The sequence below is a fragment of the Paenibacillus sp. NPDC093718 genome (assembly GCF_050279985.1).
In the GTDB taxonomy this organism is placed as follows: domain Bacteria; phylum Bacillota; class Bacilli; order Paenibacillales; family Paenibacillaceae; genus Paenibacillus_AQ.
The window spans coordinates 440,841-465,764 of record NZ_JBNNUS010000001.1; the positions used below are offsets into that span (position 1 = coordinate 440,841).

The following is a 24,924-nucleotide window of genomic DNA, read 5'->3' on the forward strand; positions in this document are numbered from 1 at the left end:
ACTGACGCCTCCGGTCCCAAGTTATTTCACTTTACCTTTTAGTTTATATACATAGGCCAGCACTTCCGCTACGGCCTGGAACAGGTCTCCCGGAATCGAATCCCCGATTTCCGACCGTTGGTACAAAGCGCGTGCCAGCGGCTTGTTTTCCATCGTTATAATTCCGTGTTCCTTCGCTATTTCTTTAATCCGCAAGGCCATGAAATCCTGACCCTTCGCAATGATTTGCGGAGCTTCCATCATGGACCCGTCATATTTGATCGCCACTGCAAAGTGGGTCGGGTTCGTGATGATAACGTCGGCATTCGGTACTTCCTGCATCATCCGCTGCAGGGCCATCCGACGCTGGCGTTCCCTGATCTTTCCTTTAATCAGCGGATCGCCCTCCATCTTCTTGTACTCGTCTTTGATGTCCTGTTTGGACATTCGAATGTTTTTTTCGTAATCATATTTCTGATACATGTAATCCAAAACGGCCAGAATGATCAGCCCGATGGCAATTTTGAAACCCAGTGCCATGGTGATATCCGCCACGAAATGAAAAATGGTGTCGGGGCCCATCGTCGACAAGGACGATAATCCTTCCCTGGCAGCCCACAAGGTGGTGTACACGAGGTAGCCGATGATGGTCAGTTTAATGACCGATTTCAAAAACTCGACCAAGGAACGCATCGAGAATATGTTCTTGAACCCCTTGATGGGATCGATTTTACTGAACTTCATTTTCAAAGTCTCGCCCGTCAGCATAAATCCGACCTGCAAGTAATTGGCGATCAGCGCAACAACGAACACCGAGATAAACAACGGAGCCAGCAGAAGCAAGATTTGAACACCATACTCCCCGAATAACTGCATCACATTGTCTTTCGTTACGTCCATGGAGAGCCGATTAATATAAATGTCGGTAAACAGTCGAACGGTGCGGTCTCTCATATACCCGCCGAAAATTAACAAGCAAAAGAATGCGGCCAGCAAAACCGATGCACCCGATACCTCCATACTTTTGGCAACTTGGCCTTTCTTACGTGTATCCTGGCGTTTCTTCGGTGTGGCTTTCTCCGTCTTTTCGCCAGCGAACAGTTGTAAGTCGACCGGATACCGGTATGACATCCGCTTCACCTCCATCCTCCTTAAGTCGGCCCGTCGCCAAGAACGCCGAGTAGCTGCCGGAGTGCTTCAAACATTTTGGCAAACAGATGATCAAATAGTGACACCAGCATTGGCATGAGCAGCATCAGCAGCACGAGCCCAACGATGATTTTGACGATAATCCCGATAACAAACACATTGAACTGCGGTGCCGTCCTTGCCAGAAAGCCAAGCCCGACATCGGTCAGGAACAGGGCTGCTACCAGCGGAGCGGCCATTTGAAGCGCCAATACAAAAGAGTGCGAGAATGTCCGTACGAGAAAATCCGTCACATTGCCGTCATGAATCTTCCCAAACACATCCCCCGTAATCGGAATCCAATCATAGCTGTACATAATCGCATCAAACAGGTAGTGATGACCATTCATGCTCAGAAACACCAGTAGAGCAAGATAATACTTGAAGTTACCGATTAATGGGCTGGAAGTCCCCGTAAAAGGATCGATGACATTTGCCATGCTGAACCCGATCTGAATGTCAATTAATGCTCCTGCCGTTTGGACGACGGCCATAATAAGATAAGCAGTGAAACCAAGCAGCAGTCCAACCAATACTTCCTGGACAATTAATATGACGTAAGACAGATCTTGCGGAACCACTTCTCCGAGCCCGAAAGAAAAATATACGATCAGGGCGATGATGGCCGAAAGGCCTATTTTGTAAGAAGGGGGTATACCGCGTGAAGTAAACACTGGCGATATTACAAAAAAAGCTGTTATTCGACAAAATATAAGCATAAAAACAGGTAAACTTTGCTGCAACCATTCCATGGACACTCAGCCTATCCGATATATTTGTAGAGATTGTCCAAAATTCCGTGGGTAAAATCCACTAACGTCGTTAATATCCAAGGACCAAACAGCAATAATGATATAAGTACGATAATAATTTTTGGTACGAAAGCCAGCGTCTGTTCCTGGATTTGTGTTGTCGCTTGAAAAATACTGATGATAAGTCCGACAACCAGTGCGAGAACCAGCATCGGTGCGCTCACCTGGAGCACAATATAAACCGCTTGTCCTGCCAGACCGATAATAAATTCAGCGCTCACGGCTAAGTCCCCCTGTATTCGAATTACTTGCCGCTTATCGCTACGTGTTAAAGCTCATCAGCATGGATTTCACAACCAAATACCAGCCGTCTACCAAAACGAAGAGCAATATCTTGAATGGCAGCGAGATCATGACCGGCGGCAGCATCATCATACCCATCGCCATAAGCACGCTGGCAACCACGATATCGATGACCAGAAACGGAATGAAGATCATAAAGCCCATCTGAAAGCCCGTCTTCAGCTCGCTTATGGCAAATGCCGGTACCAGAACCGTTAATGGAATATCCTCGTAAGATTCGGGTTTCTCTGCGCCTGTATAATTCATAAACAACAATAGATCCTTTTCCCGCGTGTGCGCGAACATGAACTTCTTCATGGGATCTTGAGCCTTATCCAGCGCTTCCGCTTGGGTAATCTCACCTTTCAGATAGGGCTGCAGCGCTACATCATTCATCGACGATAACGTCGGAGCCATTACGAATAAGGTAAGAAACAGAGCCAGGCCGATCAACACTTGGTTTGGCGGTGTTTGCTGTGTGCCGAGCGAAGTACGGACAAAGCCAAGCACGATTACAATCCGTGTAAAACTAGTCATCAGCACCAGTATTGCCGGTGCAATGCTAAGAATGGTGATCAGGAGTATCAAGGACAAGGAGCTTGTCCCCGGTGTGTCTCCCTCATTGCCGATTTGAATATCGATGTTTGGAATCGGATCCGCAAATGCCGTATGGGAAAACAGAAATCCAATCAATATGAAAATCGCGATAGCGTACGAGATCTTTTTATTCATGAATCTTTATGATCCTCCCGCAGCAATTCTTCGACCTTTTCTTTCCGGTTCGGTACGCTGCGCAGCTTGGACTCGAACACTTCATGGAAAGAAGATGTATCGTCCAATTCCATTTCTTCCGGTGGTTTGTCTTTACGGAGTTTTGCCGCCAGTTTCGTTATAAAAGGCGGCAGTGCCCCATTATGTATTCCAGAATCCTGTTCAAATGCAGCTTGGATAAGCGCAACTTCAGCTGGATCAGAAATTTTGTCCACCAACCGGACGTCTTCGCCAACTCCGATCACATAGATGCTGCCCCCAATTTCGACGAGCTGAAGGGATTTGTTAGGGCCCATCCCAACCGCACCCAAAGTACGAATGGAGCGGCCCTGCATCCAGCTCTGATTCTTTCTGCTGAGAAAGCGAATCAGGAACACGATCAACGCAATGATGATGGCAAGTACGATAAAGACATAAAATAACTGTAAATAATACCCGGTAGTACTACTTGAGCCTAATCCATCAGAAGCTGCCATCATCATAAGAAGAATCCTTATACGCCAAGCGTCTTATTGATGGCTTCAATGACTCTGTCCGATTGGAACGGTTTAACGATAAAGTCTTTGGCTCCAGCTTGGATCGCATCAATAACCATTGCTTGTTGGCCCATGGCAGAGCACATAATCACTTTTGCATTCGCATCGACTTTTTTAATCTCTTTCAGCGCTGCGATACCATCCATTTCCGGCATCGTAATATCCATCGTAATCAGATCTGGACGAAGTTCTTTAAATTTCTCGATTGCTTGCGCACCGTCCTGTGCTTCTCCCACAACCTCGAATCCGTTTTTGACCAATATGTCACGGATCATCATTCTCATAAATGCAGCATCGTCCACAATCAGAATTCGGTTAGCCATTGATAAAAATCCTCCCTAAAATGTTTGTGCTATTGTAATTTTTGAATCCGGTCCCATTGGCTCACGATATCCGTCACGCGTACACCAAAGTTCTCATCGATGACAACGACCTCGCCCTTTGCAATCAGTTTATGATTGACAAGGATGTCTACAGGCTCACCGGCAAGCTTGTCCAGCTCGATGATCGAACCTTGCGACATTTCCAGGATATCCTTAATTTGCTTTTGAGTCCTCCCTAATTCTACGGTGACTTTAAGGGGAATGTCCATCAGTAAGTTCAGATTGTTTTCATCCACCTGGGTGTAGGGCGCAGATTGCAGATTAGCGAACTGTACGGGCTGTACATTCACATTGCGATTCGGCATGCCGCCATATTGTTGCGGCTGCGCTTGGTAAGGCATCTGCGGCTGTCCATATGGCATGGATTGCGGGATCGGTCCTCCCTGTCCCTGCATTGGCTGGCTGTAGCCTTGTCCGTAGTCGTATCCTTGGCCCATATCATTGCCATTCACAGGGTTAGCCGGTGCTTGAGCCGGTTCCTGGGTACTGACAGGTGCTTCCACCGCCGGCGCGGCTTCCTGCTTCGCAGGCTGAGGCTCTTCCGTTCCGTTGATAAGCATGTGAACCATATCCTTGGAAAAATGAACGGGAAGCAGTTGCATAATGGTTGAATCAATAAGGTCACCGATAATTAATCGGAATGAAATCTTAATCAGTGTTTCATCCGGCGGAAGGTTGTTAACCCCTTCACCTTTTGCCATGTTCAGAATGTCAATGCCTGGCGGCGATATATTGACAAACCGGTTAAAAATCGTCGACATGCTCGTTGCGGAAGAGCCCATCATCTGGTTCATCGCTTCCTGAACGGCGCTGATATGAATCTCGTTCAGTTCCTCTTCCACGGGGTTGCCTTCCCCGCCTAACATCAGATCGGCAATGACCTGAGCATCGCGTGTTTTAATGACTAGAGAGTTAATTCCTTCAAATCCATCCACATAAGTAACATGTACCGCTACATGCGGCTTCGGAAATTCTTCCTCAAACTCGCTTCGCTTAATGATCGACACTTTGGGTGTTGTGATATCCACTTTTTTGCCCAGCAAGGTGGACAGAGCGGTTGCAGCACTGCCAAAGGTAATGTTACCAATCTCGCCGAGCGCGTCCTGCTCTAAAGGCGTTAATACATCATCGACAGTCGCCGCCGAAGGAATTGATGCTGGTGATGCCATTTCCGACTGTTTTAACAAAGCGTCGATTTCTTCCTGGGATAAATAGTCTTTACTCGTCAAATTCTTCAGCTCCTTCGATGACAATTTCATCGATTTGTACAGCAACCCGGTCTTTTATCGTTCCGGGACTGCCAATAAACTTTAATCTGTCCCCAACCTTAATGGAAAGTCCATCATGCATCGGCTTGTTTAATGAGATGACGTCGCCGACGCTCAGTCCTAAAAATTCGGACACGGTAAGCTGTGAAACGCCCAGCTCGGCAACAATCGGAAGCTTGGCCTTGCTTACACGCTGCTTAAGAGCATCAACTTCCTCTGGAACACTCGCTTTTTTCTCCGAGATAAACCATTGATGCGCCGAAAGCTTGGACATGATCGGTTCCAGCACCACATGGGGGATACACAGATTAATCATCCCCGTGGTATCTCCGATTTTGGTGCTAAGGGAAATTAGCGCAATGGTTTCGTTTGGAGAAACAATCTGCATAAATTGCGGATTCGTTTCCAATGCTTCAAGCCGCGGTGAGATGTCCAGCACCGTTTTCCATGCTTCTTGCAGACTGTCGAATGCCCGGCTGAAAATGCGTTCCATGATGATCGTCTCGATTTCGGTCATCGAGCTGATGGAAGAAGGAGCAATGCCTGTTCCTCCCAGCAAACGGTCCAGCATCGCGTAAGCAATGTTCGGATGGACCTCGAGCACCATGCGCCCGACAAGCGGTTCCGCCTCGAATATATTAAGCACTGTCATTTTGGGTATGGAGCGAATAAATTCATCATATGGAAGCTGTTCCACCTGCACCACGTTGATTTGCACAAAAGTACGTAATTGTGCCGAAAAATATGTGGTCAAATATCGTGCAAAGTTCTCGTGAATGCGGGTCAAGCTCCGAATATGATCCTTGGAAAACCGGAGTGCCCTCTTAAAATCATAAGAACGAATTTTCTTTTGCGTTTCCTCTTTTTTCAGTTCTTCAGCATCCATTTCCCCTGAAGAGAGAGCGGCCAATAAGGCATCGATCTCATTCTGCGATAAAACATCAACCATCTACTCACCCCCTTACAGGTCGTCCGACGAACAGTCTAGATTTCAGTGACGATAACATCTGTCATTTCAATTTGAATTAAACGTCCAGACGTTAACGACTTATTAACCAGATTCACCAGCTTAGCGTTAAATTGTTCGCGCCCCTTCGAATCATTCAGTAATTCGGGCTTCGTATCGGCCAACGTCTTGATAATGATCGGTTTAATCTTGATATTCTTGATTTTTTCGAATTCTTCCTTTGCTTTTTTGTCATTAAGCTGGAAAGCAAAGGACATCTGGGCGATATAGTTTGGATCGGCTAAATTCGTCTTGATCCCGGCGATTTCCGATGTCATCGCCACGATCTCATCGGCAGAAAACTTGGGTAAAGCCGCTGCATTGGCTGAAGCCTGACTTTTACCGTTATCGCCAAGTAATTTATCCGACAATAGGAAGATCGCCAGAACAATCAGCGTAATGGATAACAGGATCGTAATTAACCAGGGAAGCATCTTTTTCATGAAGGTTCCTCCAATTGCTGCACTTTAATGGTAGCTTGATGAATGCCTACCTCGTGATGATACGCCTTAACGGAAGCGATGACTTCATTTGCACTTTCAAGCACAATCATGCGTTTTCCATTAATCAATGTAATGTAGGTGTCAGGAGTCTCCTCAACCATTTCTATCAACAGCGCGTTAAGCCACAACTGCGAACCATTTAACCTCGTTACCGATATCATGGACAGCCTCCTTGTTTAATCAGGGAGGGGATGGCCCCTCCCTATCCATTCTTATCGTTTCAGATTGACAACTTCTTGAAGTACTTCGTCCGAAGTCGTGATAATCCGGGAGTTGGCTTGGAAGCCGCGCTGAGCGACGATCATTTCAGAGAATTCGCCTGTCAGGTCAACGTTGGACATTTCGAGCTGGCCAGCAATAATCGCACCAGTCCCTTCTTCAGCGTTGTTCCCTTCAAACATAACGGCATCCAGATCGCCATCAGGGACTGCATTAAGCGTCACGCGATACATATTGCCGCCGATTTTCTCCAGACCTTCCGGATTCGGAATTTTCGCAACGCCGATGATGGCTCCCTCTTCCGTTGTTCCGTCACTCATCTTCTGAATGATGGCGCCATTTTGCGCAATCGTGAATGCCGTCACATCGTCTTCCAACTGGATAGGTTCACCAGCTGCATCCAGAACGAGCATACCGTCCGAAGTTACCAAGTTACGCGCTACATCTACATGGAAGTCGCCCGCACGGGTCAAGAAAGGCACTTCTTGATCCTCGCTAAGCTTCACCATGAAAAATCCGTCTCCGTCAATTCTCAGGTCCGTCGGATTATTGGTCATCATCGCGCTGCCTGGTGTATGCAAGGTATCGACCGATCCGATCGATACACCAAGACCGATCTGCTTCGCGTTTACACCACCGGATGGATCGTCGGTTCCCGGCGTAACACCGGACATCGTTTGACTTAGTACGTCTTTAAACATCACACGTCCCGCTTTAAACCCAACTGTGTTTACGTTGGCAATGTTATTACCAATGACATCAAGCTTGGTTTGGAAACCTCTCATTCCGGAAATACCGGAATACATGGATCTTAACATCGATTTTCCTCCTTCTGTTATGGACCGCTTCTGTCGATCAGCGGCCGCCTGGCTTCCTCACGGGCCAGCCAGATTTACGAAATAATTACTGCACTATCAATTTGCGTAAATACGTTATCCTTCATCGCATTGCCATCCATTGCAGTGACCACGGTCCGATTCGGAATATTCACAATGAGAGCCATATCCTTCATCAGAATGAGTGATTCCTTGCTCCCCTTTGCTGCAGCTTTGTCCACAGCGCTCTGGATCTGCGCAAGCTGATCACCCTTTAATTCAATGCCGCGCTCCTGAAGTCTCTTTGCCGCATGATTGCTGATTTTAAGCAGATTCTCATTTAAAAGTTCCTGAAACGTCCCGGCGGGCGGGTTAGCGTGAGCTTGCGTTTTACGCTCATTATGAAGTGCCGCGGGATGTATTTTCCCAGGGTATAAATGCCCTATCATCATGCGGTCACTCATGGCCCTGTTCCTCCAGGCTCTTCTCCCCCTTGTCCGGGATCTCCGATCTCAGAAGCTGTCGGATCGGGATTGCCTGTCTCGGGTTCAGTCGGACCTGGACTGCTTGCGTCAGGTAGGGAAGGACCCGGATTCGTTGTGTCAGGATCAATCGAACCTCGATTATTTGCGTCAGGTACGGAAGGACCAGAATTCAACGCTTCTGGATCATTCTCGGTTACGGCGTTCTCGATTTTCACGATCTGGTCAAGCGATACTTCACTGTCGCCGACTTTGGCATAATGGACGCCTTCACGAACCATGATGGAATCTACGAGACCGCTCTTCATGACGGAATCCGAACCATCCTCCGGCTTGAACATCCAGCTGATCTGTTTACCGATCAAACTTGAAGCAGCACCCAAAGACTGACTCATTGCCGTTAATTGAGTATTGATGTTCATCAGCTGCTCCAGGGAAGTAAACTGGGCCATTTGGGCAATAAACTCCCGATCCTGCATTGGCTGAAGCGGATCCTGATGCCTTAATTGCGTAATCAGTATGCTCAAGAACTGATCCTTTCCAAGCTCCTGGCCATTGCCGCTTTTACTGCTGACATTCCCTTTAGCATAATTGGGCCACATATTATTCGTAGATACCGGATTTGTTGCCATCCAAGCTCACCTCCTCACTGTTAGGCTTTAGCGGTAAATGTTCCTGCTTGTACCCGTTCATCGTCGGCTTGGTGCTCAGCAATCCAATCGTTTAGTTCTTCTGTCAGATTGGCTGCCAGCACGGCATCATCGGATGGTCTGTCCTTCTCCTTCGAGCGATGCTGTGACTGCTGCTGGCCTGACCCAGGCTGACGGCCGTCTTGATAAAGATTCGCATTGGAAGGCTGGCTGCTCTGTGTAACTTCAATTTTCTCGATCTGCAGTCCTTGCGCAATCAATGCGCTGCGAAGCTGTGCCATTTGCTGGTCAATCAGCTCTTTAGCATCTGTCGACCTTGTCATGAACTGGGCGATTAATTGGCCATTCTGCATCGTAAGTTTGATATCTACTTGACCCAGATGTTCCGGATTCAAGGAGATTCTCGCTTCCGTAAAACCGGTTTGTTTCACGATTTCAAGCTTATTAATAATGAAAGAAGTCATTTCGCTTGAGAAATTCTCAACAGGCACCGGCGGAGCTGCAGGTTTTACTGCAACTTGCGTACCTGAACGCAGGGCTAGCTGACCGGCAGTGACCGTTCCTTGCTCCAACAGCGAATCTCCTTCGTTCATCGCGAACTCAGATGCTGTACCCTCTGCTTGGGTGCTCGTCGTCAGCGATGACCACTTGGCATTCGCCTGTCCCGTTGTTTGAGATGAAGCCGACTGTCCTGAAGCATTCGTGGATACGGTAGGCTGAGCGGCATCCGGCTGCTTTTGGGCAAGGATATGATCAAAGCTGCCGCTTGCTTTACTCTCACCGGTCCCAGCTCCTTGACCAAGCAAACCATGGAAAGATTGGACAAGCTGTTTTACGGCGGCTTCGGTATTTAGATCCACCTGACCAGATTTGGAAAGCATCGATGCCAGCTGGCTGATCGTATCCTGTACCGCGAATCGAATGGTCTCCGGTCTGGAAGCCAATGGAGACATCTCATTCCCACCCGTGTTTTCTTGTGCTTGAGGAGCAGCTCCGCTCAGCATAACATTCGCTTGCGTGAGCCAGTTCTGCAGCTCTTGCAACAAGGATGGATCCTCCATTAATGCCTGGTCCATGGTGTCCAGCTCCTGCAGCAAACCTTGAAGCAATTCCATCAAGCCTTCAAGCGATGCATCAGTTTCCGATGAATACTGCGTTAGCAAGGATTCCAGCTTGGCAGCGGCTTCCGTCGATGTTGTTGAAGCGCTGTTCCATCTGCTATTCATCTGGTAAGCCAGTGTCGCATCAAAGGATACACCCGCTGTCGTTTGACCCGCCGCGCTTGCCTTTCCGCTTCCCGAGGGACTGCTTACGGATGAAGACATGTTTTGTACGGTTATTGTCATCGTCTTATTTCACCTCCTTTCCTGGGGATGGAGATTCATTTCAGAGCTTATTTAGAGCCCATCAGGCGATTCAATATCTTTGCTGCCAGCTCCGCATCTTTCGAGGACATCGCATTTAAAATCCGTGAACGAGTAGCATCATCCACTGTGTTTAGAATGGTCATGGTCTTAGCAGGGCTGATCTTATACGTTTGCATCAGCAGTTCGGCAGCGTTGGCGGGTGTCATTCCGGCAAAGGTCTGATTCAACTGGTTTTTATCCAGATTGTCGGATGTCTTCTTCTGGGCCGCCTCCGTTTCGTTCTTCTTGAGCCTGGATTGCAGAGCCGCGATGGCCATATCTTCAGAAGTCTCGGCATCTTTAAGCATCATGGTTGCATCCGCGGCCGTCTTCGGATCCATTTTTTGCAGAATGGCAACCCGGTTGCTGCTCTTCATCTGACTAAGCATAAGCACCATTTCTTCCAGCGTAAGATTTTGCATGATCGGTGCCGCTTTGCTTGGACTCATGTCGGCGTAGAGCTTGGACAGTTCGCGAATTTGCTTGGTATACGCGTCTTCCTCTTCAGTTTCACCGCTTGTCGATGTACTTTGCATCGAATCAATTTGGGTTTCCAGCTCTTTCACCTTGTTTTCCTGCGCTGCTTTTTGCTCCGTTACTTCATTTAATGTTTCTTCGCGTTCGGCAAGCTGCTTCTTAAGTTCAACAATCGTTGCTTCCGCGCTTTCTTCCTGCTGCTTCGCTTCTTTGAGTTTCTGTTCTTCCGGGGTCAGCACCGGATCCGGGACCCAGTTCTTGACGACCGGAATTTTATTGGCTACATCGATTAGTCCATCTCGCACATCGGCTCTAAAAAATACGGCCAGCGCCCCGAGCAGAACGATCGTGAATATAGCAGGTACCAAAATCAACAGTATCCGTTCAAATCCTCCGCCTGATTCTTCCTTATCAAGCGGCATGTCTTTTCGTGCCACTCTCATTCCTCCTTCGCGGTCATAACCCTTCAGTGTTTGCAAACCTTATCGGGCTTTGATCGCAAAACGTACCGTCGCCATTTCGTCCAGCTCGTTTTGTTCCCGAAGGAGACTTTCATGCCGGAACTTTTCTTGGGATTTATCTCTTGCTTTCAGCCACACTTTTTCGTCTAGCATCTTGTCGGACAATACCTTTTGTTTCTTCGTTACATTGACATGAGCGATCCGTATGTCATCCCTCTTACGCTCAATGCATTCTTCCAAGTGCTCTGCATATACCTGAATGTTTCGGATCTCAGCGACTGGCACGCACCGTGATGCCGCCTCCTGCTGAGCGTGATACATTTGATCCCGCATCTCATACAGCTCATTCAGACTTTTCTCTTCCGCCTGCAGCTTCCCGATGGCACTTGACAGCATCCATTCGGCTTGCGTTTTCTCGTTGCTTTTCAGGTCTACGATTTTCTGGAATGCATAATGAAATTTCATTCTTCAAAGTCATCTCCTTGAAAACTCGGAAATCAAACGTTCCTGAACCTCATTCAATGTTGTCTTCTCATTCACTTTTTGCTTCGTGAAATCCCATATTCGCCCGATATATTCAATCGATTCATCGATATCGGCATTCGAGCCCTGTTGATACGCCCCGATATTGATTAAATCCTCCGAGTCCTTATATATCGCCATCAGTCGCTTTACGTTCTCGGAAGCATCGATTTGTTCCTCTGGAGATATATCCTTCATCACCCGGCTTATGCTAGCCAGCACATCGATGGCCGGAAAATGCCCTTTGTTTGCGATATTCCGGTTTAGAACGATGTGACCATCGAGTATGCCCCTGACCGCATCTGCGATCGGTTCGTTCATATCATCACCATCTACCAACACCGTGTAAAAGGCAGTAATTGAGCCCGTTGGCCCTGTGCCTGCGCGTTCCAGAAGCTTCGGCAGACTGGCAAATACAGACGGCGTATAACCGCGCATGGCCGGCGGCTCCCCTACGGCTAGTCCTACTTCTCGCTGCGCCATCGCATAGCGGGTAACGGAATCCATCATCAGCATCACATTCAGGCCCCGATCCCTGAAATATTCGGCGATCGTTGTAGCGATCAAGGCTCCCTTAATGCGGATGAGTGCCGGTTGATCCGAGGTCGCTACAATTACGACGGACCGTTTTAGCCCTTCGGGACCCAAATCCCGTTCTATGAAATCCAGCACCTCGCGTCCACGTTCCCCGATCAAAGCAATGACATTGACATCGGCAGAAGTGTTTCTCGCGATCATTCCCATCAGGGTACTCTTCCCGACACCGGATCCGGCGAAAATACCGACCCGCTGGCCTTTGCCGATGGAGAGCAATCCGTCAATCGCGCGGACGCCGATGCTGATCGGCTCCTGAACCCTCGGCCTATTAAGCGGGTTCTGCGGAACGTTATGGGTGGAATAATGCGGCATGCGTGCCGGAATGATGGATCCGTCGAGAGGTTGTCCCAATCCGTCCAGCACTTTGCCAAGCAGTTCCGAACCAACCTGCACGCTCAGCGGTTTGCCTGTGCCCACTACATCGCAGCCTGGACCAATGGAGTGAAGCTCGCCGAGAGGCATCAGCAACACCTTATTGTCTCTGAAACCCACGACCTCCGCCTTGAGCGGCTTGGTTTGCTTCGTGGGATAGATGTAACAAACATCGCCGATGCTCGCATCCGGTCCTTCGGACTCCACCATCAGTCCGATAACTTGTGTGACCTTGCCGTTGATTCGAACGGGGTCCAGATGTTTCAGATGATCCATGTACCGCGCGCTATTCAGCTTCTTCATCTTGATTTCTCCGTTCCTCGTCATCAAGAGCGAACCGCACGAGCTCTTTTTTGATCTCGGATAGCTGTGTATCGATCCGGGCATCCACGCTTCCGAAAGAAGACCTGATCACGCAGCCGCGATCCTTAACCGTGGAATCCGGCAAAATTTGAAGTTCTGCCTGAGAATCGATCGATAATCCGAGCTCTTCCCGTGCCGCGTATACAAATTCGAATTGTTCAGGAGCTACGCAGAGGGAGATGACTCCTACTTCCCGCTTGCGTGCCAGGTTCTTTCGAATCAGCTCCAGCGTGAAATCAGGTTCGATCGTAAGCTGACGATCCAGTACTTTCTCCGCTATGCTGCAGCTGAGCTCCACCAAAAAAGGCTCCGCTTCCTGAATTAGATCATCCTTGGCTTGATGGGCAAGCTGAAGCAATTCACTCGCCTGTAATGTCGCTTGCTCCATCAATTCCTTCATCTCAAGTTCTGCCTTGGCAGAGCCCTCGGCATATCCTTGATTAAAGCCTTCCATCTTCAGCGTTTCGGACAAATCCTCGTCCTGAAGCCTTCTGTCGGTCCACCACGCTTCAATCTGCTGCTGCGCTTCGGCCAACAGCCGTTCCGCCTCTTCCGAAGCTTCGCGGATTTGTCGTTCGGCAAACTCCTGAGCATCTTTTAGCATTTCATGCTTTAAGCGTTCGGCTTCTGCCAGTGTTTGTACGACAGCCGGCTCGGCAGTCGGCGGAGTATATTCCTCTACCGTTTCCTCGGTTGGCGAAGCGTAACGACGAGCAAGATCCAACTCTTTCAACACATCCATCGGTTTATAGTGGGACGATTTGATCAAGTTAGACAATGATGTCATCTCCTCCGCCACGGGCAATAATGACCTCGCCCGCTTCTTCGAGTCTTCGGATCGTGCTTACAATCCGAGTCTGAGCTTCCTCCACATCACGCAGCCGCACCGGTCCCATGTATTCCATCTCTTCGCGGAAGGTTTCGGCCATACGCTTGGACATGTTCCGGAAAATGACGTCCCGTACTTCTTCGCTTGCCACCTTGAGTGCAAGCTGAAGATCGGCGTTCTCGACATCGCGGATAATACGCTGGATCGAACGGTTGTCCACGTTGACGATATCCTCGAATACGAACATCCGCTTCTTGATTTCTTCGGCGAGCTCGGGATCCTGGATTTCCAGGGAATCGAGGATCGTTCGTTCCGTACCGCGATCCACACCGTTCAGAATTTGAACGATGGATTCAATGCCACCCGCACTCGTGTAATCCTGGGTAACCGTCGCCGACAGCTTCTGCTCCAGCACGCGTTCCACCTGGGCAATGACTTCTGGTGAAGTACTGTCCATGACAGCAACCCTACGCGCTACTTCGGCCTGCTTCTCTTGGGGAAGCGAAGATAGGATCGCGGATGCCTGCTCGTATTGAAGATACGACAAGACGAGTGCAATGGTCTGTGCATTTTCGTTCTGGATAAAGTTCAGAATTTGGCTTGGGTCCGCTTTGCGGGCAAAGTCAAACGGTCTTACTTGAAGCGTTGCCGTCAGTCTGTTGATCACTTCCATCGCTTTTTGCTGTCCAAGCGCTTTCTCCAAAATCTCTTTAGCGTAATTAATACCGCCTTGCGAGATGTATTCCTGAGCCAGGCAAATTTGATGGAATTCCTGAATAATGCTATCTTTTTCATCACTGTCGACTTTACGAACATTCGCAATCTCCAGCGTCAATTGTTCAATTTCTTCATCTCGAAGATGTTTAAATATTTGAGCAGACACTTCCGGGCCAAGTGTAATGAGCAGTATAGCCGCTTTTTGACGTCCGCTTAACATTTGGTTATTTCCCTTAGCCAATGCTTCCACCTCTATTCCTCAGCTAGCCATGTGCGAAGTAAATTCACGAATTCATCTGGCTTCTTCTTCGCCAAGGTTTCGAGCTGCTTACGAACCTGGCTTTCATTGGTTATACTTTCGAGATTAATCGAAGGGAATTCCGTAACTGGCGGAAGCTGAATATCATCTTCAAATTCTTCCTGCTGCTGTCTGCGTCTGCGGATTATGAAATAGGTTCCTCCAGCAATTAACGCCAACGCAGCGATACCAATCCCCCATAATACAGGCTGTGAAAGAACGGTTTTCGGATTTTCATCCGCATTTACATTAAATACCTGTGAAATAACCGAAACTTTTTTGGACAAATCAGCGTCTGTATAAGTAGAGCCTGTATCCGAGAGCGATGCTCGCACGATATTAACCAGAATGTTCTGTATTGCCGTTCTTGTCGCGTCATCCAAAGTTTGTTGTCCGGCAGGTGGTTCAACCGAGACATTAATGGTTAAATCTTTAACAGTATATGGACTTGCTATGATATCCTTCGTAATCCGGTTAACTTCATAGTTAACGGTTTTGGAGAGCTCTTCCGAGTTCGTTTCCCCGCTTCCAGAATCGCTTGGATATCCCGGAACAGCTTCTTCTCCTACACCGGCCACTCCGCCGGTTGGACTACTGGTTCCCGAATAGTTCTTCTGGATCTCCTGAACACTGAGCTCAATCCCCTTCATTTCTTCTTCATCAACAGGGGTTACGATATTTTCCTTGCTCTGCACCTGATCAAAGTTCAGTTTGGAAGCGACCAGAACATTGACTTTATTCGATCCCATGTACTGAGAGAGAAACTGCTGAACATTTTGCCTAACGTCGCTTTCGAATTTTTTCTGAAGCGCGAAGTTTTCTTCCACCTTACCGATCAATCCGCCTTGACCGCCTTTAGCTGTTGCGAGCAGCTCGACTTCGTCATTGGTGATTGTAATGTTCTCAACCGGTAAGTTCGGAATGGCCGTCTTCACGAGGTTATAATACCCGTCAATGACTTCTTGATTAGGCCGATAGCCTGGTTTGAATTGCACAACTACGGAAGCGCTGGCTTGATCTTCGTTTCCGTTTTTTGCAAACACACTTTCTTTTGGCAAATTCAATAATACCGTTGCATCCTGGACGCCCTGCATCTTCTCAAGCAGTCGTTCTACTTCGCCATTCAGTGCATTTACATATTTCACTTCGAATTCGTTATCTGTCATCCCGATGGCTGATGCGTTCTTCTCGAAGGTTTCGAATCCGATCGTACCATTCTGTACAAGTCCTTGCGACCCTACATCAATCTGGACTTTAGCTGCGCTCGTACTCGGAACCAGGATGCTTCTGCCATCCTCACTCAGCTTGTAGGAAATCCCTTGGGTCTCCAGGTGGCTGATGATTCCTGCGGCGTCGCTGGAATTCAAATCCCGGAATGCTACTTCGTACTTCGTCTTGGAGAACTGCATCGTTAGTACGATTAGAGCAATCAAAACAAATGCTATTGTAGCGATTAACATTATTTTTTGTTTGTTGCTGAATTGGTTCCAATACTGGGTCATTCTATCCCGATACTGGGTCATTCTCTCGTTCACATTGTCACCCCATCCGAAACTTTGCTAGAAACATTTAGATTTGCGTGCGCATGATCTCTTGATAGGCTTCTACCACTTTGTTTCGGACCTGTGTTGTGAGCTGAATGCTCAACAGAGCCTGTTGGGCGGATATCATCGCCTGATCTACGTTTACTTGTCCAATCATTAATTTATCGCTCATGACATGTGCATTTTGTTCCTGTGCTGCCACAGAGTTCAGTGCTTCATTCAGGTAAGAGCCAAAATCGCGAATCGATTCGGATGGAGTCGCTCCATTTTTCACTTGCTCCTGCAGTTGAAGCGGCTGCACGCCCTGAACACTGAACATTGCATTTTGAATCATTTCTCTCTCTCCTCCTACAATATGGGCTTATGTATTTTTCACTTGTTATCTACCAATCTCCAACGCCTTCATAATCATCGCTTTCGAAGCATTGATGGCCGTAACGTTAGCTTCGTACGAACGGGTAGCTGCTAACATATCCACCATTTCCTTCGTGATGTCCACGTTAGGCATAAAGACATAGCCTTCCGCATTCGCATCAGGATGTGTAGGGTTATATACCTGTTTCAGCGGGGTTTGATCTTCCCGTACCTGCGCAACCTTTACCCCTTGTCCCGCGTTCTGACCATTCATCTGAGCTCTAAGAAGCCCTTCAAATGATTCCTGCTGCGGCTGTAACACAACCGTTTTTCGACGATACGGAACGGCTTGGCCATTCTCGATTCGCGCGCGAGTGGTTTCCGCATTGGCAATGTTGGAGGAGATGACATCCATTCGAAGCCGTTGTGCTGTTAGAGCTGATGCATTAATACCGAAGCTATTGCTAATATTCATGAACCCTATCTCCCTTCAATAGCTGTACGCATCATTCGAATCTGCTCATTGACAGCTTGTATGTATGAATTATAACGGAGCTGATTCTCTGCAAGCAGCGACATTTCTCTGTCTGCATCGACATTATTCTGGTTGTTATTCATGGAACTGCTGCCATCCTTCATGACCGAAGCCTCAGGAATCCCCCCGGTTGAACCAATGACAAAATGCCTGGGATCTGTTCTTCTGCCCTGAAGTGATAATTGGGCTCCATCCATTTCTTTTTTCAGAAGACTCTCAAAGGATACCTCGGATCTCTTAAAATGAGGAGTATCCACGTTGGCGATGTTGTTTGCAATCACATTGTTTCTGAGATTAGCTGCATCCAAACCGCTTTGAAGCCGTTGAAAAGAACTATTATTCAACAGATTCACTAGCTCATTCCTCCTGACTGGACTTTGCAGAAAGGTATTCCACTCTTCCTAGCTAAATCCTCTTTTTTCGACAAATCATATAATCCGTATGAACTAACCTAGGTCTTAAGTAGAAAAAGACAACATGATGTCACATAAACTAAGTTTCTTAAAGATTGGGACTTTTTACAATAAGAAAAAAGCCCTATCTTTTACCAAAAAGAAGGGCTTTGTGTTCATTTTTATCCGGTTTTTTTCTATATTATTGCAAATCGTACCACTAAATCTGTAAAATTTAAGCGATTTTTCCCGAAGGGTAGGTCCTGATAGGGACCATAAAAATTCACAAAAAATTACGAAATCCGTCCCGATCCCTTCCAACATGCGAAAGCGCTTCGACAACTTGCTGCAAGGGTCGGGATGAATATCGACAATTATTTCCTTTCGCATACCCCGGCAGATAGACCTATATGCATGCAACTACAGAATATACTGGCTCAGGTCCCGGTCCTGGGCGATGCCGGCCAGTTTCTCCCGGACATACTGCGGCGTGATCACCATGCGGTCCAGCGTCAACTCAGGCGCTTCAAATGACAGGTCTTCGAGGAGCTTCTCCAATATCGTATGAAGTCTCCGCGCGCCTATATTCTCCGTGTTCTGGTTAACCGAAGCCGCAATTTGGGCGATCTCCCGTATCGCTTCCGGAGAAAACTCAACCTCAAGATCCTCAGTACGCAGCAGATTCACGTATTGCTTGGTTAGTGCATTTTTCGGCTCGGTCAAAATGGATACAAAATCGTCGAGTGACAAGCTGCTGAGCTCCACCCGAATCGGAAAACGCCCCTGAAGCTCGGGAATCAAATCCGATGGCTTCGCAATGTGAAAAGCACCTGCCGCGATGAAGAGGACAAAGTCCGTTTTTACCGGCCCGTATTTCGTCATAATCGTTGAGCCTTCCACGATCGGCAAAATATCGCGCTGCACACCTTCTCTGGACACATCCGGACCCGACTGGCGGCCCTGGCTGGCAACCTTGTCGATCTCGTCGATAAAGATAATGCCGGATTGCTCCGCCCGACGAATGGACTCCTGGATGACATCATCCATATCAATGAGCTTGCCTGCTTCCTCTTGCGTCAGCACTTTCCTGGCTTCTTTCACTGACAGCTTGCGGCGTTTTGTGCGCTTTGGCATCAGATTGCCGAACATTTCCTGCATGTTCATGCCCATCTGATCATTGCCCTGCCCCGCAAACATATCGAACATGTTCGGAGCAGCATCCTCGACATCAATCTCAATCGTTTCGTCTTCAAGCTTACCGGACAGCAGATTAAAGCGCACCTGTCTTCGCTTCTCTTTGAGACTAACGTCCTTATCGTCCGCATCCTCATCTTCGGTCTGGGTATCGTTATTCGCACCGCCAAACAGCATCTCAAAGGGATTTCGCTGACTTTTCTGTCCTTTGGTTGAAGGCGCCAACAGCTGAACGATCCGCTCGTTGGCCATTTCCTCGGCTTTGTCCTTAACCTTCTCGGTGCGTTCCAGCTTCACCATCCGGATCGCGGTTTCCACAAGATCCCGAACCATGGATTCCACATCACGCCCGACATATCCAACCTCGGTAAACTTTGTCGCTTCGACCTTAACGAACGGTGCATGAACCAGCTTGGCAAGCCTTCTTGCAATCTCCGTTTTGCCGACGCCGGTGGGACCGATCATCAGTATGTTCTTCGGTACGATTTCATCCCGCTCGTCATCCGTAAGCAAGCTCCGGCGATAGCGGTTCCGAAGTGCTACAGCGACCGATTTTTTAGCTTCCTTCTGGCCTACGATGTATTTATCCAGCTCGGATACTATCTGTCTTGGCGTCATCGATTCTTTACTCATCGCGAATACCTCCACCCCTGATATGGCTATATGTTGCTGTATGGCGTCCTTACAACTCTTCGACAATAATGTTGCTGTTGGTATAGACACACACCTCAGAAGCGATCTGAAGCGCTTCTCTGGCGATATCCTTCGCTTCCATATGTCCGGCATGACGCTTAAGCGCCCGTCCTGCCGACAAGGCAAAATTGCCGCCTGACCCAATGGCCAGCACATCATCATCAGGCTCGATGATTTCGCCGCCGCCTGAAATCAGCAGCATCCCGGTTTTATCCATAACAATCATCAAAGCTTCAAGCTTGCGAAGCACACGGTCTTGACGCCAATCCTTCGCGAGTTCAACAGCGGCGCGCTGCAGATTTCCATGATGCTCTTCCAGCTTGCCTTCGAATTTCTCAAATAACGTGATTGCATCCGCCACAGAACCGGCAAAACCGGCGACAACTTGTCCCCGGTAAAGACGGCGCACTTTCTTGGCGGTCTGCTTCATGACTACACTTTCACCAAATGTAACTTGGCCATCGCCGGCAATAGCTGCTGTGCCATTATGCCGTACTGCACAAATTGTAGTGGCGTGAAAAGTCATTTCCATGATGGCAAGACCTCCCTAAGAAAATAAGATTAGATTGTATTTAGTTCGTTAGCATTAATAAATACTCGTACTCCGTCAAGAGCTCTGCTTGCAAGCGCTTCGTTTTTTTCCTTTTTGTTGCGAATGCGCTTCTCTAGGCTCGGAAGAAGACCGAAGTTCGCATTCATCGGCTGGAAGTTATCTGGATCTGCATGGGTTATGTAGTAGGCCATGCTCCCGATGGTCGATTCCTGAGGGAATACGATCCCCTCCTGCCCCTGAGCGGCTCTAGCTGCATTGATCCCAGCAATCAATCCGGATGCCGCCGATTCAACATATCCTTCTACGCCCGTCATTTGTCCCGCCAGATACAGATTAGGCCGCGTTTTCACCTGATAGGTTTGTTCCAGCAGTCTAGGCGAATTGACAAACGTATTGCGGTGCATGACGCCGTATCGCACAATTTCGGCGTTCTCAAGTCCCGGAATCATGGAAATAATCCGCTTCTGTTCGCCCCACTTCAAATGAGTCTGGAAACCGACAAGATTGTAGAGGGTACCTGCCGCATTATCCTGACGGAGCTGCACCACAGCGTGCGGCAGCTTGCCTGTATGCGGGTTCACCAATCCAACAGGCTTCATCGGGCCAAACAAGGCGGTTTGTTTACCACGCTTCATCATGACCTCGATCGGCATGCAGCCCTCGAAATAAATCTCCTTCTCAAACTCTTTCAATTGAGCGACTTCGGCATTGATAAGGGCGTCATAGAAAGCGTCGAACTCTTCTTCCGTCATGGGACAATTCAGATAAGCCGCTTCGCCTTTATCGTAACGGGATGCCAGATAGACCTTGCTCATATCAATAGAGTCTTTTTCCACGATCGGAGCAGCCGCATCGTAAAAATAGAAATAGTCCTCACCCATCAGCTCACGAATCTGTGATGATAATGCGGGCGAGGTCAGCGGCCCTGTAGCAATAACAACGATGCCTTCTTCAGGTATATGCTGAATTTCTTCATTTACAACCTCAATTAAAGGATGCTGATGCAGAGTCTCCGTAATTTCTCCCGAAAAACCGTCACGGTCAACGGCCAATGCACCGCCAGCCGGGACGGAATTGCGGTCTGCCGAACCGATGACAAGCGAGTTCAGCATCCGCATTTCTTCCTTCAATACCCCTACTGCGTTGGTTAAACCGTTCGCCCGAAGCGAATTACTGCATACAAGCTCAGCGAACTTGTCCGTATGATGAGCCGGCGTCTTAACGACCGGCCGCATCTCATATAATGTAACGGGTACGCCTCGGCTAGCGATCTGCCAGGCAGCTTCACTGCCGGCAAGCCCTGCACCGATAACCGTAACCCTCTGTGAATCTGTCAACGTCATTACCCCCTGTATGCCTTACAAATCTGCTGCGTCGTCTTGTTCCTCGACCATTTCGGAATAATCACAAGAAGTACATTGAAGTTTAATGCCTTGCTTGCTTTTCTTCTCTACCATTAAACTGCTGCAATTCGGACACGGCTTCGTTGACGGTTTATCCCATGATACAAAATCACATTCGGGATAACGATCACACCCAAAGAAGACGCGCCCCTTCTTGCTTCGTCGTTCCACGACATGGCCTTCCTTGCATTTCGGGCACGCCACACCGATATCTTTCACGATCGGCTTGGTATTCCGGCAATCCGGGAAGCCTGAGCATGCAAGAAACTTGCCAAACCTGCCCAGCTTATACACCAACGGCTTTCCGCACTTTTCGCAGATCTCGTCGGAAACCTCATCTTCGATTTCGATTTCCTTCATTTCTTCCTCTGCTACTTCAAGGCGCTTTTCAAAGGATTCATAGAACTCTGCCAATACTTTGACCCAATCTTCGGAGCCCTCCTCCACATGGTCGAGGTCCTCTTCCATGTTAGCCGTAAACTCCACATTGAGAATTTCCGGGAAGAACTGCTCCATCTGCTCGATGACAAGTTCACCGAGCTCGGTTGGCATGAATTTCTTCTCTTCGATGGCAACGTAGCCTCTCTTCTGGATCGTCTCCAGTGTCGGTGCATACGTACTAGGTCGCCCTATGCCGAGCTCTTCCAGCGTCCGGACAAGTCGTGCTTCCGTATAACGCGGAGGCGGCTGCGTGAAATGCTGCTTCGGCTCAATATCCTGCTTCTCCAGAATATCGCCGCTGTGAAGCTCCGGCAGGTATTTATCTTCCTCTGTCGTCCCGTCGTCGTTGCCTTCAACGTAGACCTTCATGAATCCAGGGAAACGAACCTTCGAACCTGTTGCGCGGAAGACGGTCTTGCCCGCGGCAATATCCACAGAAAGCGTATCCAGCACTGCAGAAGACATCTGACTTGCCACAAAACGCTCCCAGACCAGTTTGTACAAGCGGAGCTGATCGCGGCTCATAAACGGCTTCATGGATTCAGGATCCCGCAGCACCGATGTAGGACGAATCGCTTCATGCGCATCCTGAGCGTTGGCTGCTTTTTTCGAGTATTGTCTCGGGCTCTCCGGAACGAACGGATCACCATACTTCTCGGTGATGTATTCTTTTGCTTCTTCTTGAGCCGTACCTGAAATGCGCGTGGAGTCCGTACGCATATAGGTAATCAAGCCTACGGTGCCTTCCTTGCCAAGCTCGACGCCCTCGTACAGCTGCTGGGCAACGGACATGGTCTTGGCAGCCCGGAAACCAAGTTTACGTGCAGCTTCCTGCTGCAAGGAGCTCGTCGTAAACGGTGGAGACGGGTGACGCTGACGCTCGCGCTCTTTTACTTCGCTGACTTGGAAGGAAGCATCCCGAATCGCTTCGAGAATTTCATTGACTTCCTGTTCATTGGTCAGCTCCTTCTTCGCGCCGTTAAGCTGCGTGAATTTGGCTTCGAATGCGGATCCTTTAATGGCCAGCTTGGCCGTAATGGTCCAATATTCTTCCGGTACGAAAGCGCTTATCTCATTCTCGCGGTCGAGAATGATTTTGACGGCTACCGATTGAACGCGGCCGGCAGAGAGACCCTTTTTTACTTTCTTCCATAGAATAGGGCTGATCTTATAACCAACCAAGCGGTCCAGGATACGTCTTGCCTGCTGCGCGTTAACCAAATCCATGTTAATTTTGCGCGGCGTCTTGAAGGCATCCTTCACGGCCGTTTTCGTTATTTCATTAAATACAACCCGCAGGCTTTGAGTATCGTCCAGCTCCAATGCATGCGCAAGATGCCATGCAATGGCCTCCCCTTCGCGATCGGGGTCAGCTGCGAGGTACACTTTTTTCACCTTTTTGCTAGCATCCTTAAGTTCCTTTAAGACAGAACCTTTTCCGCGGATCGTAATGTATTTCGGATTGAAGTCGTTTTCCACTTCAACCCCGATCTGGCTCTTCGGCAAATCGCGAACATGACCCATCGAAGCCTTCACGATATACTTGCTGCCGAGATATTTGCCAATCGTTTTCGCCTTAGCAGGCGATTCTACGATGACGAGTGAATCCGCCACAGGTTCATCCTCCTCTCCAACATTCAAACTTTCCCATTAAATGATCTTATATATAGCACCGGGTAATTGGGTAATCTGCTTTTTTATGATTAAAGATAACAGAACTGAATGCAAATGTCCAAAATCCCACCGGGTTCGCTCGATCATATCATCCAGCGACCCGGGACCCTGTTCGAGCATATGGTATATTTGTCGTTCGTCATTTGTCAACCCGGCTAGTTCATCCGGCTGCTCCTGACGAGGGGCCCGCCGCTCCTTATTGTATGTATCGGAGGCCACTTTTGGCAACAAAGAATCATATTCTTCTATTATATCCCTTGCTTCCGTGACCATCTTGGCTCCTTGCTTGATCAAATCCAAAGTCCCTCTGCTCTTGGGCGAAGTAACAGGTCCCGGAACGGAGAATACGTCCCTTCCCGCCTCCAGGGCTAAATCCGCCGTAATCAACGATCCGCTGCGGGCATCTGCCTCCACCACCACGGTACCTAACGTGATTCCCGCGATAATCCGGTTACGCTGCGGGAAGAATCCCGGTAGCGCCTTGGTGCCTGGCGGGTATTCGGAAATGATAAGCCCCTTAGCCGCGATCTCTTCATACAGCGATCGGTTCTCCGGTGGATATATAACGTCAATGCCGGCTCCGAGAACCGCCACTGTCGGCCCCCCGCTTCGCAAAGCCGAATCGTGGACAACGCTATCAATGCCTCTGGCCATGCCGCTGACAACCATGAACCCTGATCGCACCAACTCCTCCGATAGCATCGTTGCAAGTTTGCGCCCATAGGCCGTAGGCATTCTTGTACCTACCATCGCAATCCCAGGCCTCGACAGCAGATGTAGATTGCCCATGCAATACAACACCCAAGGTGCCTGTGGCGAAGATCGTAACGTGTCCGGGTAGATATCATCGAGGGCTGTTATAATACGTATTTTTGAACGGTTTGTCAAATTCCATACCCCGGCTTCATGTTGGCGATACCCGACATCATCCGCATTCGACAGATCGATCTGCTTTCTTTCGACATTGGAAGGGAAGTCCTTGGCCAGTTTATTCGCTTTTTCGACAGACAGACCACAGGCCCTCCAATCATTCGCATCATATGACAGCAGCCCCTCATGTAGCTCACCATTCAATATGATTCGGTTAATGGTCTTCCATCCGACACCTTCGCTTTCATGCAATGCGATCAGCAGTAAGCTGTCCACCTTCATAACGGGACCTCCTTAAAATATAAAATCAAAAACAAAAAAGCAACCCTTCATTT

28 protein-coding genes are annotated in these 24,924 nt (G+C 48.6%); all 28 read right to left on the bottom strand.

Going from position 1 to position 24,924, the window contains the following annotated elements; translation table 11 throughout:
* Positions 1 to 21 precede the first annotated feature (21 nt).
* The 28 genes from flhB to dprA all read right to left on the bottom strand — a co-directional run bounded on the left by flhB (position 22) and on the right by dprA (position 24,871).
* The gene (flhB, locus tag ACQKPA_RS02110) at positions 22 to 1,110 is read right to left on the bottom strand and encodes a flagellar biosynthesis protein FlhB (protein WP_427490232.1); all 1,089 of its coding nucleotides are present in this window, start codon (positions 1,108 to 1,110) and stop codon (positions 22 to 24) included.
* A gap of 20 nt (positions 1,111 to 1,130) precedes the next feature.
* Positions 1,131 to 1,919 (bottom strand): flagellar biosynthetic protein FliR, encoded by a 789-nt coding sequence (gene fliR / locus ACQKPA_RS02115; RefSeq protein WP_427488981.1) that lies wholly within the window; start codon positions 1,917 to 1,919, stop codon positions 1,131 to 1,133.
* A gap of 11 nt (positions 1,920 to 1,930) precedes the next feature.
* The gene (fliQ, locus tag ACQKPA_RS02120) at positions 1,931 to 2,200 is read right to left on the bottom strand and encodes a flagellar biosynthesis protein FliQ (RefSeq protein ID WP_071220092.1); all 270 of its coding nucleotides are present in this window, start codon (positions 2,198 to 2,200) and stop codon (positions 1,931 to 1,933) included.
* A 40-nt stretch (positions 2,201 to 2,240) separates the two neighbouring features.
* Positions 2,241 to 2,993, bottom strand: a complete 753-nt coding sequence (fliP, locus tag ACQKPA_RS02125; protein WP_427488983.1) for a flagellar type III secretion system pore protein FliP — start codon at positions 2,991 to 2,993, stop codon at positions 2,241 to 2,243.
* Positions 2,990 to 3,514: a flagellar biosynthetic protein FliO gene (locus ACQKPA_RS02130; RefSeq protein WP_427488985.1), complete on the bottom strand. Its 525-nt coding sequence runs from the start codon at positions 3,512 to 3,514 to the stop codon at positions 2,990 to 2,992. Before ACQKPA_RS02130 ends, fliP begins: the two co-directional genes overlap by 4 nt.
* 11 nt (positions 3,515 to 3,525) lie before the next feature.
* On the bottom strand, positions 3,526 to 3,891 hold the full coding sequence (locus ACQKPA_RS02135; RefSeq protein WP_006211317.1) for a response regulator: 366 nt from the start codon (positions 3,889 to 3,891) through the stop codon (positions 3,526 to 3,528).
* Between the two features lie 29 nt (positions 3,892 to 3,920).
* Positions 3,921 to 5,180, bottom strand: a complete 1,260-nt coding sequence (gene fliY / locus ACQKPA_RS02140; protein ID WP_427488988.1) for a flagellar motor switch phosphatase FliY — start codon at positions 5,178 to 5,180, stop codon at positions 3,921 to 3,923.
* Complete coding sequence (fliM, locus tag ACQKPA_RS02145) at positions 5,170 to 6,168, bottom strand: flagellar motor switch protein FliM (RefSeq protein ID WP_100538068.1); 999 nt, start codon at positions 6,166 to 6,168, stop codon at positions 5,170 to 5,172. Before fliM ends, fliY begins: the two co-directional genes overlap by 11 nt.
* 35 nt (positions 6,169 to 6,203) lie before the next feature.
* Positions 6,204 to 6,668, bottom strand: coding sequence for a flagellar basal body-associated FliL family protein (locus ACQKPA_RS02150; RefSeq protein WP_427488990.1), 465 nt, complete (start codon positions 6,666 to 6,668; stop codon positions 6,204 to 6,206).
* Positions 6,665 to 6,889 carry a flagellar FlbD family protein gene (locus tag ACQKPA_RS02155; protein ID WP_326094818.1) on the bottom strand — a complete coding sequence of 75 codons (225 nt, stop codon included), beginning with the start codon at positions 6,887 to 6,889 and terminating at the stop codon, positions 6,665 to 6,667. The genes ACQKPA_RS02150 and ACQKPA_RS02155 overlap by 4 nt, the downstream gene beginning before the upstream one ends.
* 51 nt (positions 6,890 to 6,940) lie before the next feature.
* On the bottom strand, positions 6,941 to 7,765 hold the full coding sequence (locus ACQKPA_RS02160; protein WP_216531870.1) for a flagellar hook-basal body complex protein: 825 nt from the start codon (positions 7,763 to 7,765) through the stop codon (positions 6,941 to 6,943).
* Between the two features lie 74 nt (positions 7,766 to 7,839).
* Positions 7,840 to 8,226 (bottom strand): TIGR02530 family flagellar biosynthesis protein, encoded by a 387-nt coding sequence (locus ACQKPA_RS02165; RefSeq protein ID WP_427488993.1) that lies wholly within the window; start codon positions 8,224 to 8,226, stop codon positions 7,840 to 7,842.
* Complete coding sequence (locus ACQKPA_RS02170; protein WP_427488995.1) at positions 8,223 to 8,876, bottom strand: flagellar hook capping FlgD N-terminal domain-containing protein; 654 nt, start codon at positions 8,874 to 8,876, stop codon at positions 8,223 to 8,225. Before ACQKPA_RS02170 ends, ACQKPA_RS02165 begins: the two co-directional genes overlap by 4 nt.
* 20 nt (positions 8,877 to 8,896) lie before the next feature.
* Positions 8,897 to 10,240 (bottom strand): flagellar hook-length control protein FliK, encoded by a 1,344-nt coding sequence (locus tag ACQKPA_RS02175; RefSeq protein ID WP_427488997.1) that lies wholly within the window; start codon positions 10,238 to 10,240, stop codon positions 8,897 to 8,899.
* 47 nt (positions 10,241 to 10,287) lie between these two features.
* Positions 10,288 to 11,220: a kinesin gene (locus tag ACQKPA_RS02180; RefSeq protein WP_164817415.1), complete on the bottom strand. Its 933-nt coding sequence runs from the start codon at positions 11,218 to 11,220 to the stop codon at positions 10,288 to 10,290.
* Positions 11,221 to 11,259: 39 nt separating this feature from the next.
* Positions 11,260 to 11,703 (bottom strand): flagellar export protein FliJ, encoded by a 444-nt coding sequence (gene fliJ / locus ACQKPA_RS02185; protein ID WP_100538075.1) that lies wholly within the window; start codon positions 11,701 to 11,703, stop codon positions 11,260 to 11,262.
* A 9-nt stretch (positions 11,704 to 11,712) separates the two neighbouring features.
* Positions 11,713 to 13,032: a flagellar protein export ATPase FliI gene (gene fliI, locus ACQKPA_RS02190; protein ID WP_194543574.1), complete on the bottom strand. Its 1,320-nt coding sequence runs from the start codon at positions 13,030 to 13,032 to the stop codon at positions 11,713 to 11,715.
* Positions 13,016 to 13,870, bottom strand: a complete 855-nt coding sequence (locus ACQKPA_RS02195) for a FliH/SctL family protein (RefSeq protein ID WP_427488999.1) — start codon at positions 13,868 to 13,870, stop codon at positions 13,016 to 13,018. Before ACQKPA_RS02195 ends, fliI begins: the two co-directional genes overlap by 17 nt.
* Positions 13,863 to 14,879, bottom strand: coding sequence for a flagellar motor switch protein FliG (gene fliG / locus ACQKPA_RS02200; protein WP_071220479.1), 1,017 nt, complete (start codon positions 14,877 to 14,879; stop codon positions 13,863 to 13,865). Before fliG ends, ACQKPA_RS02195 begins: the two co-directional genes overlap by 8 nt.
* A gap of 11 nt (positions 14,880 to 14,890) precedes the next feature.
* Positions 14,891 to 16,471: a flagellar basal-body MS-ring/collar protein FliF gene (fliF, locus tag ACQKPA_RS02205; protein ID WP_427489001.1), complete on the bottom strand. Its 1,581-nt coding sequence runs from the start codon at positions 16,469 to 16,471 to the stop codon at positions 14,891 to 14,893.
* Positions 16,472 to 16,505: 34 nt separating this feature from the next.
* The gene (fliE, locus tag ACQKPA_RS02210) at positions 16,506 to 16,814 is read right to left on the bottom strand and encodes a flagellar hook-basal body complex protein FliE (RefSeq protein ID WP_076324995.1); all 309 of its coding nucleotides are present in this window, start codon (positions 16,812 to 16,814) and stop codon (positions 16,506 to 16,508) included.
* 45 nt (positions 16,815 to 16,859) lie between these two features.
* Positions 16,860 to 17,309, bottom strand: coding sequence for a flagellar basal body rod protein FlgC (flgC, locus tag ACQKPA_RS02215; protein ID WP_427489003.1), 450 nt, complete (start codon positions 17,307 to 17,309; stop codon positions 16,860 to 16,862).
* A 5-nt stretch (positions 17,310 to 17,314) separates the two neighbouring features.
* Entirely contained in the window at positions 17,315 to 17,722 is a 408-nt protein-coding gene (gene flgB, locus ACQKPA_RS02220) for a flagellar basal body rod protein FlgB (RefSeq protein ID WP_071220075.1), read from the bottom strand.
* Between the two features lie 459 nt (positions 17,723 to 18,181).
* A complete protein-coding gene (hslU, locus tag ACQKPA_RS02225) occupies positions 18,182 to 19,588 on the bottom strand; it encodes an ATP-dependent protease ATPase subunit HslU (protein ID WP_194543578.1) in 1,407 nt (468 codons plus the stop codon).
* A 49-nt stretch (positions 19,589 to 19,637) separates the two neighbouring features.
* Entirely contained in the window at positions 19,638 to 20,180 is a 543-nt protein-coding gene (hslV, locus tag ACQKPA_RS02230) for an ATP-dependent protease subunit HslV (RefSeq protein ID WP_006211334.1), read from the bottom strand.
* A 29-nt stretch (positions 20,181 to 20,209) separates the two neighbouring features.
* Positions 20,210 to 21,544: an FADH(2)-oxidizing methylenetetrahydrofolate--tRNA-(uracil(54)-C(5))-methyltransferase TrmFO gene (gene trmFO, locus ACQKPA_RS02235; protein WP_427489006.1), complete on the bottom strand. Its 1,335-nt coding sequence runs from the start codon at positions 21,542 to 21,544 to the stop codon at positions 20,210 to 20,212.
* Between the two features lie 15 nt (positions 21,545 to 21,559).
* Complete coding sequence (topA, locus tag ACQKPA_RS02240) at positions 21,560 to 23,659, bottom strand: type I DNA topoisomerase (RefSeq protein WP_216531861.1); 2,100 nt, start codon at positions 23,657 to 23,659, stop codon at positions 21,560 to 21,562.
* A gap of 36 nt (positions 23,660 to 23,695) precedes the next feature.
* The gene (dprA, locus tag ACQKPA_RS02245) at positions 23,696 to 24,871 is read right to left on the bottom strand and encodes a DNA-processing protein DprA (RefSeq protein WP_427489009.1); all 1,176 of its coding nucleotides are present in this window, start codon (positions 24,869 to 24,871) and stop codon (positions 23,696 to 23,698) included.
* Between the last annotated feature and the right edge of the window lie 53 nt (positions 24,872 to 24,924).

Excerpts from the sequence above, each read along its gene's own strand:
- flhB (WP_427490232.1), bottom strand. The coding sequence starts at position 1,110 with ATGTCATACCGGTATCCGGTCGACTTACAACTGTTCGCTGGCGAAAAG.
- fliR (WP_427488981.1), bottom strand. The coding sequence starts at position 1,919 with ATGGAATGGTTGCAGCAAAGTTTACCTGTTTTTATGCTTATATTTTGT.
- fliP (WP_427488983.1), bottom strand. The coding sequence starts at position 2,993 with ATGAATAAAAAGATCTCGTACGCTATCGCGATTTTCATATTGATTGGA.
- ACQKPA_RS02130 (WP_427488985.1), bottom strand. The coding sequence starts at position 3,514 with ATGATGATGGCAGCTTCTGATGGATTAGGCTCAAGTAGTACTACCGGG.
- ACQKPA_RS02135 (WP_006211317.1), bottom strand. The coding sequence starts at position 3,891 with ATGGCTAACCGAATTCTGATTGTGGACGATGCTGCATTTATGAGAATG.
- fliM (WP_100538068.1), bottom strand. The coding sequence starts at position 6,168 with ATGGTTGATGTTTTATCGCAGAATGAGATCGATGCCTTATTGGCCGCT.
- ACQKPA_RS02150 (WP_427488990.1), bottom strand. The coding sequence starts at position 6,668 with ATGAAAAAGATGCTTCCCTGGTTAATTACGATCCTGTTATCCATTACG.
- ACQKPA_RS02155 (WP_326094818.1), bottom strand. The coding sequence starts at position 6,889 with ATGATATCGGTAACGAGGTTAAATGGTTCGCAGTTGTGGCTTAACGCG.
- ACQKPA_RS02160 (WP_216531870.1), bottom strand. The coding sequence starts at position 7,765 with ATGTTAAGATCCATGTATTCCGGTATTTCCGGAATGAGAGGTTTCCAA.
- ACQKPA_RS02165 (WP_427488993.1), bottom strand. The coding sequence starts at position 8,226 with ATGAGTGACCGCATGATGATAGGGCATTTATACCCTGGGAAAATACAT.
- ACQKPA_RS02170 (WP_427488995.1), bottom strand. The coding sequence starts at position 8,876 with ATGGCAACAAATCCGGTATCTACGAATAATATGTGGCCCAATTATGCT.
- ACQKPA_RS02175 (WP_427488997.1), bottom strand. The coding sequence starts at position 10,240 with ATGACAATAACCGTACAAAACATGTCTTCATCCGTAAGCAGTCCCTCG.
- ACQKPA_RS02180 (WP_164817415.1), bottom strand. The coding sequence starts at position 11,220 with ATGAGAGTGGCACGAAAAGACATGCCGCTTGATAAGGAAGAATCAGGC.
- fliJ (WP_100538075.1), bottom strand. The coding sequence starts at position 11,703 with ATGAAATTTCATTATGCATTCCAGAAAATCGTAGACCTGAAAAGCAAC.
- fliI (WP_194543574.1), bottom strand. The coding sequence starts at position 13,032 with ATGAAGAAGCTGAATAGCGCGCGGTACATGGATCATCTGAAACATCTG.
- fliE (WP_076324995.1), bottom strand. The coding sequence starts at position 16,814 with ATGATTCAAAATGCAATGTTCAGTGTTCAGGGCGTGCAGCCGCTTCAA.
- flgC (WP_427489003.1), bottom strand. The coding sequence starts at position 17,309 with ATGAATATTAGCAATAGCTTCGGTATTAATGCATCAGCTCTAACAGCA.
- hslU (WP_194543578.1), bottom strand. The coding sequence starts at position 19,588 with ATGAGTAAAGAATCGATGACGCCAAGACAGATAGTATCCGAGCTGGAT.
- hslV (WP_006211334.1), bottom strand. The coding sequence starts at position 20,180 with ATGGAAATGACTTTTCACGCCACTACAATTTGTGCAGTACGGCATAAT.
- trmFO (WP_427489006.1), bottom strand. The coding sequence starts at position 21,544 with ATGACGTTGACAGATTCACAGAGGGTTACGGTTATCGGTGCAGGGCTT.
- dprA (WP_427489009.1), bottom strand. The coding sequence starts at position 24,871 with ATGAAGGTGGACAGCTTACTGCTGATCGCATTGCATGAAAGCGAAGGT.